The sequence below is a fragment of the Pseudoalteromonas sp. P1-26 genome (genome assembly GCF_001401795.1).
In the GTDB taxonomy this organism is placed as follows: domain Bacteria; phylum Pseudomonadota; class Gammaproteobacteria; order Enterobacterales; family Alteromonadaceae; genus Pseudoalteromonas.
The window spans coordinates 139,466-150,018 of record NZ_LKDX01000005.1 but is presented as its reverse complement, the minus strand read 5'-3'; the positions used below and the strand labels follow the sequence as shown (position 1 = coordinate 150,018).

Below are 10,553 nucleotides of genomic sequence, written 5' to 3'. Positions count from 1 at the left end.
CAGCTATCAGCTATCAGCTATCAGCTATCAGCTATCAGCTATCAGCTATCAGCTATCAGCTATCAGCTATCAGCTATCAGCTATCAAAAGCTTAAGAAAGTCGGGAAATAAATGTAAAGCTATTGCTGTTCAAAAACACTAATAACTGAACCACCCTCTCGATCTGCTAAAAACTGACGGCTGAAAGCTGACAGCTCTAAAAACCAAAAAACCGCTGTAGAGACCAAGCAACTACAGCGGTTTTTACGAAATCAAAGCCGTTAAAAATTAATGCTCTTCATTAACGATATTGAGATTATACTTTGGAATTTCAACCACTAAATCTTCATCTTTGATCACCGCTTGGCAACCAAGGCGTGACTCAGGCTCAAGACCCCATGCTTTATCTAGCATGTCATCTTCTAGCTCATCGCTCTCATCTAAAGAGTCAAAACCTTCACGGATGACTAAGTGGCATGTTGTACACGCACATGATTTTTCACATGCATGTGGAATGCTAATACCATTCTTTAGCGCTACATCTAATACCGTTTCACCTGCAGGAGCTTCAATAGCAGCGCCTTCTGGGCATAACTCTTCGTGTGGAAGAAAAATAATTTGTGGCATACCTTACCTCGTTAAACTTCGTCTACTGACTGCCCTTGCAGCGCTTTTTTGATTGATGCATCCATTCTGCGAGCAGCAAATTCGCTACTTGCATTGTCTACAGCTTCAATCGCTGCTTTAATTTCTGCAGGTGTTGTTGCGCTTTCACGTACGGCAACAAGTTTAGCAATTTCTGCTTTTAACGCACCTAATTCTTGTTCATCAAGTAATGCACTGTCGGTTGCCAATGATGCTTCAAGCGCTTCAACTACACGTAACGCTTCAACTTGCTGCTCTTTAAGCATACGCGCTTGCATGTCGTCTTTCGCGTTAGTCATTGACTCTTTAAGCATGTTTGCAACTTGGTCGTCCGATAAACCAAATGATGGTTTGACCTGAATTTCAGCTTGCACACCCGTTGATTTTTCCATTGCCGATACACTTAATAGGCCATCGGCATCAACTTTAAAGGTTACGCGAATGTGCGCAGCACCTGCTGCCATGGCCGGAATACCTTTTAAGCTGAATTTAGCCAATGAACGACAATCATCAACTAGCTCACGCTCACCTTGTAATACATGCAGTGACATTGCCGTTTGACCATCTTTGAAAGTAGTAAACTCTTGTGCACGTGCAACAGGGATCGTAGTGTTACGTGGAATGATTTTCTCAACCAAGCCACCCATGGTTTCAAGACCTAGCGACAGTGGTAATACGTCTAATAGCAACATGTCTGAATCTGGCTTATTGCCAACCAATACATCTGCTTGCAGTGCTGCACCTAGTGCAACTACGCGATCTGGGTCGATAGAAGTCAGTGGCTCTTTATCAAAAAATGCAGCAACTTGAGAGCGTACAATTGGCATGCGAGTCGAGCCGCCAACCATTACAACTTGTAATACTTCTTCGTTCTCGATACCAGCATCTTTTACTGCACGGCGACAAGAGCGTAGTGTTTTCTTCACAAGGCTAAGAGCTAGCTCATCAAACGTTTCGCGGGTAACTTCAACCTTGTGGCTTTGACCATCAAACTCTAAACCAACATTTACAGTTTGGTATTGGCTCAGCGCTTCTTTACACGCTTTTGCTTTATTGATGAATAAACGCAATACCGATGCAGAAAGCTCGCTCACACCCGTTTGTTTTTTGAAGTAATCAACTAGTAGCGAGTCAAAATCGTCACCACCAAGGCTTGAGTCACCGCCTGTAGCAAGTACTTCGAATACGCCTTGGTGTAAACGTAAAATAGAAATATCGAAGGTACCGCCACCTAAATCGTACACGGCGATAATGCCTTCTTGGCCTGAATCAAGGCCATAAGCTACAGCCGCAGCCGTTGGCTCGTTTAATAAACGTAAAACCTTGATACCTGCAAGCTCTGCAGCATCTTTAGTGCTTTGACGCTGAGCATCATCAAAATAAGCTGGCACAGTAATAACAGCGCCTAAGATGTCTTGGCCTGCAAAGCTGTCTTCTGCGCGCAGTTTTAATGCTTTTAAAATTTCACTCGATGCAGTAACAGGGCTAATTGCACCCGCAACCGTGCTGATTGCTAATGAGCCATCATGCTCACAAAATTCATACGGCAGTTGACCATAGCTTTTTTCGATTTCAGTCTGAGTTTTACCTAAAAAACGCTTAACCGAGATTAGTGTGTTTGCAGGGTCTTGAGTAGCAGCTGCTGCCGCTCGCTCGCCAACTACAATGCTATCTGCTTGGTATTGCACTACCGATGGTAGCATCGCGTTGCCTGCTAAATCAGTTAGTGTGCGCGCTTCGCCGCTTTGCACTGTTGCAACTAACGAGTTAGTCGTACCAAGGTCAATACCGACTGCTAATTTGTGCTCATGTGGTGCCGCGCTCTGCCCCGGCTCAGCAATTTGCAATAATGCCATAATGCTCTTTTTAAACTCTTAAATAGCTGTTGTGTAACAACTAACGATTAATCATCAAATAAACTGTCTTCAATACGCTCTAGTTCATCGCGTAACTTATAAACAAACTTCAATTTACGAATATTGTCAGCGGCAGCTTGCCATTGTTGCTCATCATTACTTGCCAGCTGAGCGGCTAATTCACTGCTGTATTGTTTATCGAGCTGTTTAATTTGCGCTTCAAACTGGGCAATTGCTGCATCAGGATCTGCGGCATTTTCAAGTTCTTCTAATTCTTCACGCAGCTCCATTTGCTGCATTAAGAATAGCGGGTCTTGTAATGTTTGTTGCTCGGCGCGAATATCAACACCAAGCTCGCTTAGCATGTACTCAGCACGTTTTACCGGGTGTTTTAAGGTTTGTAATGCATCATTGATTTCTGCTGCATTTTGCACAGCAAGTAATTTATCACGGCTGCTAGAGCTTGCGTGGCGATCTGGGTGAACTGCACGTTGCAGCTCAAGGTAGTGTTTATTAATAGTCGCTAAATCAATGTTGTAATCTACTGGAATTGCAAATAACTCAAAGTAACGCATTACATAATCCAACTCGGTAAACAGGAAAGAACAAAGCCCTACATAGGCAGGGCTTCAAGCAAAGAAAGTTTTATAAGCTTAAACGGTGAAGCTTTCGCCGCAACCACACTCATCGGCTTGGTTCGGGTTGTTAAACTTAAACCCTTCGTTCAAACCTTCTTTGGTGTAATCAAGCTCAGTACCATCAATGTAGACTAAGCTTTTAGCATCAACGATCACTTTCACACCACGGCTTTCAAAAATTTCGTCGCCGTCTGCTAACTCATCAACAAATTCAAGAACATAAGCAAGACCTGAACAGCCCGTCGTTTTAATGCCAACGCGTAGGCCAATGCCTTTGCCGCGATTTGCTAAAAATGATTCTACGCGGTTTGCTGCCGCATCTGTCAATGTCACTGCCATGAATTTATCTCTTACTTCGCTTGTTTGCTTTTGTAGTCAGCAATTGCTGCTTGAATCGCGTCTTCTGCTAAAATTGAACAGTGAATTTTCACTGGCGGTAATTCAAGCTCAGCACTGATATCAGTGTTTTTGATTGTTGCAGCTTCATCTAATGTTTTGCCTTTTACCCACTCAGTTACAAGTGAAGAAGAAGCGATTGCGCTACCACAACCATATGTTTTGAATTTTGCGTCTTCAATTACACCTTCTGGTGATACTTTGATTTGCAATTTCATTACGTCACCACATGCTGGTGCACCCACCATACCTGTTGCAACTGACGGATCATTTTTGTCTAAAGCACCCACGTTACGTGGATTTTCAACATGATCGATTACTTTATCACTATAAGCCATAATACTATCCTCACTACCTGCTAGCGGCGGCGATCACTGATTAGTGATGCGCCCACTCAACTGAATCTAAATCAATACCTTCTTGATGCATTTCCCATAGAGGAGACATCTCACGTAAACGGCCGATCGAGTTTTTGATTAGTTCAACGGTGTAATCAATCTCTTCTTCAGTCGTAAAGCGGCCAATGCTGAAACGAATTGAGCTGTGTGCCAACTCGTCATTACGGCCTAATGCACGTAGTACATAAGAAGGCTCTAAGCTTGCTGAGGTACAGGCTGAACCTGATGAAACAGCAATGTCTTTAACAGCCATTAATAACGACTCACCTTCAACAAAGTTGAAGCTGATATTTACAATACCTGGAACTGAGTGACTTGGTTCACCATTGAAGTAAACTTCGTCCATATCAGCCATGATGCCATCGATCAGGCGCTTACGAAGTGCGCTGATGTGTGCATGGTCTTTTTCGAAATCTTCTTTAGCGATTCTAAATGCCGCACCCATACCAACTAATTGGTGAGTAGCTAGTGTGCCTGAACGCATACCACGCTCATGACCACCACCGTGCATTTGCGCTTCTAAACGTGCGCGAGGCTTACGACGAACATAAAGTGCGCCTACACCTTTAGGGCCATATACTTTGTGGCCAGAGAACGACATGAAATCTACTTTTAACTGTTGCACGTCGATAAGTACTTTACCTGCGCTTTGTGCAGCATCTACGTGGAACATAATTTTGCGCTCACGGCACATTTCGCCGATTGTCGCGATATCTTGGATAACACCTAGCTCGTTATTTACGTGCATTACGCTCACAAGTACTGTGTCGTCACGCATTGCAGCTTCAAGCTTTTTAAGGTCAAGTAAACCGTTTTCTTCAACGTCCATATAGGTTACTTCGAAACCTTGACGCTCTAGTTCACGACACGTATCAAGCACTGCTTTGTGCTCTGTTTTAACAGTGATAACGTGCTTGCCTTTCTTTTTATAGAACTGCGCAGCACCTTTAATTGCTAGGTTGTTTGATTCTGTAGCACCTGAAGTGAAAACAATTTCACGTGGGTCAGCGTTGATCAGATCAGCAATATCTGTACGTGCTTGATCAACTGCTTCTTCTGCTTGCCAACCAAAACGGTGTGAGCGTGATGCAGGGTTACCAAAATTACCGTCCATAGTCAGGCATTGCATCATTTCTTTTGCCACACGTTCATCAACAGGCGTGGTTGCTGCGTAATCTAAATAAATCGGTAACTTCATTTCTCTCTCCGCTTTCGTCAAGCTACAGTTGACAGCTTACTTGAATGTTTTCCAGTTGCTTAATTGCATTGTTGATGCTGTTATCTTGGCGCGATGCGACTTCTTTCACATCTGACTTTTCCACCAATTCAGCAAGGGTAATACTATTTAAAAACTCTTCGATACGTGCGCTTAAGTCCGACCATAAGGTATGAGTCAAACAACGCATGCCGCTTTGGCAGCCACCCGTTGCATTGTGGCAACGTGTTGCATCAACAGACTCATCAACGGCGTTAATCACATCGCCGACAGAAATTTCGTTCGCTTCTCGACCTAATAAATATCCGCCACCTGGGCCACGCACAGAGGTCACAAGGCCGTTTTTACGTAAACGGGCGAATAGTTGTTCAAGATAAGATAACGAAATCTCTTGGCGTTCAGAAATATCGGCAAGAGGCACTGCACCCACATTTGTATGTAGTGCAACATCCAACATGGCGGTTACTGCGTATCTGCCTTTTGATGTTAACTTCATGGAGCCCCCGATGTTACTGCACGCTAAGGTGTGCAAATTTTAATTACCAGACCAAAATAGTCAAGTATTATCACTTGATAAAAATTGATACTTGCCATTGATAAAACCGAATACTTGACAAAAACAGTCAAGTACTAGGTACATTGTAATTACCTGAGTAATTTAGTCAAGTATTATACTTATAACCTGTGATTATTTAATAGACTTATTAATAGAGGTAAGAATACCGCGTAAAATGTTCATCTCAGCTTCTTCTGGACGTGCGCGGTTAAATAAGCGACGTAGTTTAGTCATCACCATGCCAGGGTGTTGCTTGATGATAAAACCTGTGTCGTTTAGCGTTTGCTCTAAATGCTCGTAGAACAGCTCTGTTTGCTTCGCATTTGGGTAGGTTGCTTCGTCTTCTTCTTGTACTTTTGGCTGTTTATTTAAATATGCCATACGTGTTTCATAACATAGCGTTTGCACGGCCATTGCTAGATTTAGTGAGCTGTATTCAGGGTTTGCAGGAATACATACGTGGTAGTTACATTGTTGTAGCTCTTCGTTCGTTAAACCACTATTTTCACGACCAAACACGAGTGCAACAGGGCCATGTTCAGCCTCAGCCACTAATTTTTCACCACATTCACGCGGCTCAACCATAGGCCAAGATAAAGTACGTGAGCGTGCGCTGGTACCAATTGTTAAACCACAATCAGCAATCGCATCTGCCAGTGTATCAACAACCACTGTTTTACCTAAAACATCAGTTGCACCGGCCGCAAGCGCACTCGCATGACTGTCAATTTCACAAGCAGGATCAACAAGATATAAATTTGATAAGCCCATCGTTTTCATAGCACGTGCCGCTGAGCCAATATTACCAGAATGTGATGTGTTAACTAATACGATACGAATATCATCAAGTGTCATTGCGTTGTTACTTACTGAAAGTCAAAAATTGCGGGGATTATAACATAGGTATTGGGTATCAGGTATCAGATTTCAGGTTTCAGGTTTCAGGTTTCAGGTTTCAGGTTTCAGGTTTCAGTAACTTTATGCAATACCTCCTTATAAACAATAATCATTATATATTTGATGGAGCCATCAAGATACCAAACCCACTCGGGCCACTGATATCTAACTTCTGACGGCTGACGGCTGACGGCTGACGGCTGACGGCTGACGGCTGACGGCTGACCACTAACCCCTTCTTCTGAAATTAAATCAACAACAAAATCAGAACTGTACAAAAAACAAACTAATTTATTCGAGTTTATTGTTTACTTTACGCTAGAAATCGCTAGAATACGCCGGCTTAAATATATTCGTTCTTTTACAACCCAAAGGTAATGCTATGCATCCAATGTTAAACATTGCGGTTCGCGCTGCGCGTAACGCAGGCAAAATTTTACTTCGCGCAAGTGAAGATTTATCAAAAGTTGATGTACAACAAAAAGGCACAAACGACTTAGTTACTAACATCGACAAAGAAGCTGAAGCCGCAATTCGTGATACCATTTTAAAATCTTACCCAGATCACACTATCGTAGGTGAAGAGCTTGGTGAGCATAAAGGTAAAGATGCAGATTACCAATGGATTGTAGACCCTCTTGATGGCACAACTAACTTCATCAAAGGTATCCCTCATTTCGCAGTATCTATTGCACTTAAAGTTAAAGGTCGTTTAGACCAAGCTGTTATCTATGACCCAATCCGTGGTGAATTATTCACTGCTTCTCGTGGTCAAGGCGCACAGCTTAACAGCAAGCGTTTACGCGTAACTAAAACTAACGAGTTAGCAGGTTCTGTACTTGCAACTGGTTTCCCATTCAAACAAAAGCACCACTTAGACGCATACTCTGAAGCGTTTAAAGCACTTTTCGTGCACACTGCTGATATCCGCCGTGCAGGTTCTGCTGCATTAGATATGGCTTATGTTGCAGCCGGTCGTGTTGATGGTTTCTTTGAAATTGGCCTTAAGCCATGGGACACAGCGGCAGGCGAGCTTTTAGTTAAAGAAGCAGGCGGTATGGTTGTTGATTTCGCAGGTGGTATTAACTACAACCAAAGCGGCAACATCATTTGTGGTGCACCTAAGTTAACTCAAGCAATCATTCGTGAAATTCGCCCAGTGTTAACTGAGTCACTACTTCGCTAATAGCGGGTTGTAATGTAAAAATACAAAAAGGAGCTAAGGCTCCTTTTTTTGTGGCTGAAAATAATCGTTGTCGAGTTTTACCTCTATGACTTCACCCTCTTTAAATGGCAACTTAGCCAAGTCTTCAGCAAAGTAACTGGCAAATAGCTGTTCAAACTCGCCAGTGCTTTTCATCACCTTTAGTCCTTTTAACAGGGCTTCTGCCAATTCAGGCTTGTGGTTACTGACAAAAAAGTAAAATGCCGTTGGATAGCTAATATAAAGGTCAGGCACTATAGCCAGATCGTCACTTTTGATTTGTTCCATTTCAGAAATAACCTCAATGAACGAACGCGGAAAATAATCAACTCGCCCTCTGATCACTAAGCTAAACATTGCCTGGTAATTTGCCAGCGGTCTGACTGTTAAACCGTTTTGCGCAAGGATTTTAGTATCGGGCCAATCATGGCCTTGAATGGCACTAAACTGCGCTAAATCTTGTTTCGTTTTTAAATCTTTAAAACGCGGTAAAAACGCTCGCTTAGTTAGTAATGCGCGTTTACCAATGTAGCCTTTAAACAAAGGTACTTTAACTGCTATTGCAAGGTGTTCTCGCTCGGGGCTTGTCATACTCCAAAACACATCGGCTTGCTTTTCATCGAGCATCAGCAATGTGCGCTGTTGATGGGGGTGAACCAGAACCTCGTTGATTTCTGCTTGATAATTACTGGCACGCAAAGCTGCTGCCAGCAATTCATGAAGATAATAATCGCGTTTATACAGTGGGCGTTGTTCAATCGCTAAATTGACCACATTGTTAGCTTCTGTGGTAAGGCTGTATCCTAGGCTTAGCAATACTAGGATTGCACTACATAGTCGCTTCATTGTTATTTTTATTCATTGTGTTTTTTTTAAGCTACACCCAGTTAAACAGGGACACAAGTAAAATTAAGCGAACTTAAAATTTCTTCATGAACTGATAGATATCACTTCATCTTTTTGGCTGCTTAAACGCACCACTGCAGGGGCTGGTCGACTACGTTTACATACAAACAAGTGGCTACTCTGATAACGCTTGGCCTCTTTTTTTGCATCTGTTGCCAGCGCTGCGACTTGGTGGCTGTTAATACATAACTCTAAATCAGGCTTAACTAAACCGATTGATAATGTAAGTAGTGGCACAAACTGCTTTTTACCTTCTCGATTGCTTGCCCAATAACCCCCTTGCTCAATATGTTCTGGGGTGAAAAAGGTGCGAGACTGCAACTCAAACTTACTAATGATGTCATGACAAACTTGCTCTGCATCATTTTTATCAAACACCACCATAAAGTCATCACCGCCAATGTGCCCGATAAACCCTTTGCTAGTACTACAGGCCTCTACGATAACTTCAGCAAGTAATTTTATAACGCTGTCACCACTGGCATAACCGTACAGGTCATTGAATTGTTTAAAGTGGTTTAAATCAACGTATGCGAGTGAGAACGGATAATTATTACGAAGCCTCAGCTCAATTGCTTCGTTAATTGCGACATTACCCGGCAGCATAGTAAGCGGGTTGGCATGTTGTGCATGGCGGATTTTTTCTTCGGTAATGTGTTTTAAGATATTACGCAATGGCGCCAAGCCTAAGTATTCACCACTTCGGGTGATAACAATGTGGCGTCGAATATCAAACTCAAACTCAGTAATTTGCTGACTCACCGTATCGAGTAACTCGTTTTCGTCAACGATTAACGGCTGTTTATCCATTAAAGAAGTAACTGGCTGCTTATCATAAAGCGCATGGCCATAGGGAGCGGCAAACACTTCAGTGAGTTGATCTCGGTGTAATAAACCAACAGGAATATTGTGTTCAAGTACTGCCAAGCTCGTTAAGCTTTTATCTTGCTCAAAGATACTGTGGGCATCTTTACAGCGGGTTGTTGCTTCTATGCTGGCGTGCTCGACTGCCAACCAGCCAATTGCCATAGACTGCTCAAATGCATTGCTATTATCTGATGACTCTAAGTGCTTTAAGCAGTGGATATTAATTTCGTAACTTGGCTGTAAGCTCGGCCTTTCGAGTAAAAAGCCTTGTGCATGTTGTACGCCTAAACTTTCGAGTAAACGAAGCTCCTCTGCCCGCTCTATGCCCTCTGCGATAACTTGCGTATTGGTGGCTTTTGCAAGCTCTATAATTGACTTTAAAAACTCTTTTTTAACCACACTCTGATCGCAGTGATCAATAAAGTAGCGGTCTATTTTTACAAACTCAGGACATAACTCAGACCACTGCTTTAAACCCGAATAGCCAGCCCCTAAGTCATCAATGGCAATCGAAAAGCCTAACTCACGATAATGAGCAATGGTCTTTAACAATAAAAAGCCATCATCGACTTTTTCTTGTTCTGTAACTTCAATTACTACCCGGTTAGTTGCTAGGCCAAAGTGTTCAACTAGGTGTAATGTTTCACCTTTAGGATGGCAAGGATCAAGTAAGGTTTTAGGGCTTACATTTAAAAATAGCTTGCCTTCTAGATTGAGCTTAACAAAGTTCTCAATTGCTCTACTGCGGCAAAGTAGCTCTAATTCAGAGATCTTATGGCAAGCAATAGCTGCACTGAATAATGCACTCGGCATTTCTAACTCAGACCCTTTCGGACCGCGGCTTAATGCCTCATAACCCAAAATATGTTGATTAGAAATATCAAAGATAGGTTGAAACAAGGTCTCAATTGCACTGTTATCTAAGATCTGCTGTAGTTGTGCGTTCACCTTACACCTAGCGTTAGTAATACAAATAGGTGGGTAAATTATCAACC

Annotated in this window: 11 protein-coding genes; 1 reads left to right on the top strand and 10 read right to left on the bottom strand. The window is 42.6% G+C overall.

Translation table 11 applies throughout. From position 1 onward, the window contains the following. Positions 1–267: 267 nt before the first annotated feature. The 8 genes from fdx to trmJ form a co-directional block, all read right to left on the bottom strand. A complete protein-coding gene (gene fdx / locus AN394_RS04885) occupies positions 268–606 on the bottom strand; it encodes an ISC system 2Fe-2S type ferredoxin (RefSeq protein ID WP_054563549.1) in 339 nt (112 codons plus the stop codon). 11 nt (positions 607–617) lie between these two features. Further along, positions 618–2,480, bottom strand: coding sequence for a Fe-S protein assembly chaperone HscA (hscA, locus tag AN394_RS04880; RefSeq protein WP_055020911.1), 1,863 nt, complete (start codon positions 2,478–2,480; stop codon positions 618–620). Positions 2,481–2,527: 47 nt separating this feature from the next. Continuing rightward, positions 2,528–3,055 (bottom strand): co-chaperone HscB, encoded by a 528-nt coding sequence (gene hscB / locus AN394_RS04875; RefSeq protein WP_054552503.1) that lies wholly within the window; start codon positions 3,053–3,055, stop codon positions 2,528–2,530. Between the two features lie 78 nt (positions 3,056–3,133). Next, positions 3,134–3,457 carry an iron-sulfur cluster assembly protein IscA gene (gene iscA, locus AN394_RS04870; protein WP_054552502.1) on the bottom strand — a complete coding sequence of 108 codons (324 nt, stop codon included), beginning with the start codon at positions 3,455–3,457 and terminating at the stop codon, positions 3,134–3,136. A gap of 11 nt (positions 3,458–3,468) precedes the next feature. Then, a complete protein-coding gene (gene iscU, locus AN394_RS04865; RefSeq protein WP_054552501.1) occupies positions 3,469–3,852 on the bottom strand; it encodes a Fe-S cluster assembly scaffold IscU in 384 nt (127 codons plus the stop codon). A 40-nt stretch (positions 3,853–3,892) separates the two neighbouring features. After that, the gene (locus AN394_RS04860; protein ID WP_054552500.1) at positions 3,893–5,110 is read right to left on the bottom strand and encodes an IscS subfamily cysteine desulfurase; all 1,218 of its coding nucleotides are present in this window, start codon (positions 5,108–5,110) and stop codon (positions 3,893–3,895) included. Between the two features lie 22 nt (positions 5,111–5,132). After that, on the bottom strand, positions 5,133–5,624 hold the full coding sequence (gene iscR / locus AN394_RS04855) for a Fe-S cluster assembly transcriptional regulator IscR (protein WP_054552499.1): 492 nt from the start codon (positions 5,622–5,624) through the stop codon (positions 5,133–5,135). Between the two features lie 192 nt (positions 5,625–5,816). Further along, positions 5,817–6,539: a tRNA (cytosine(32)/uridine(32)-2'-O)-methyltransferase TrmJ gene (gene trmJ, locus AN394_RS04850; protein ID WP_054563546.1), complete on the bottom strand. Its 723-nt coding sequence runs from the start codon at positions 6,537–6,539 to the stop codon at positions 5,817–5,819. Positions 6,540–6,963: 424 nt separating this feature from the next. On the opposite strand from trmJ, the gene suhB reads away from it, so the two are divergent. Beyond that, a complete protein-coding gene (gene suhB / locus AN394_RS04845) occupies positions 6,964–7,767 on the top strand; it encodes an inositol-1-monophosphatase (protein WP_054552496.1) in 804 nt (267 codons plus the stop codon). Positions 7,768–7,800: 33 nt separating this feature from the next. Here suhB and AN394_RS04840 read toward each other — a convergent pair whose 3' ends face one another. Together AN394_RS04840 and AN394_RS04835 are read right to left on the bottom strand one after the other, a co-directional pair. Further along, positions 7,801–8,631, bottom strand: coding sequence for an ABC transporter substrate-binding protein (locus tag AN394_RS04840; RefSeq protein ID WP_054563544.1), 831 nt, complete (start codon positions 8,629–8,631; stop codon positions 7,801–7,803). Between the two features lie 84 nt (positions 8,632–8,715). Then, positions 8,716–10,506, bottom strand: a complete 1,791-nt coding sequence (locus AN394_RS04835; RefSeq protein WP_055020910.1) for a GGDEF domain-containing protein — start codon at positions 10,504–10,506, stop codon at positions 8,716–8,718. Positions 10,507–10,553: the final 47 nt, after the last annotated feature.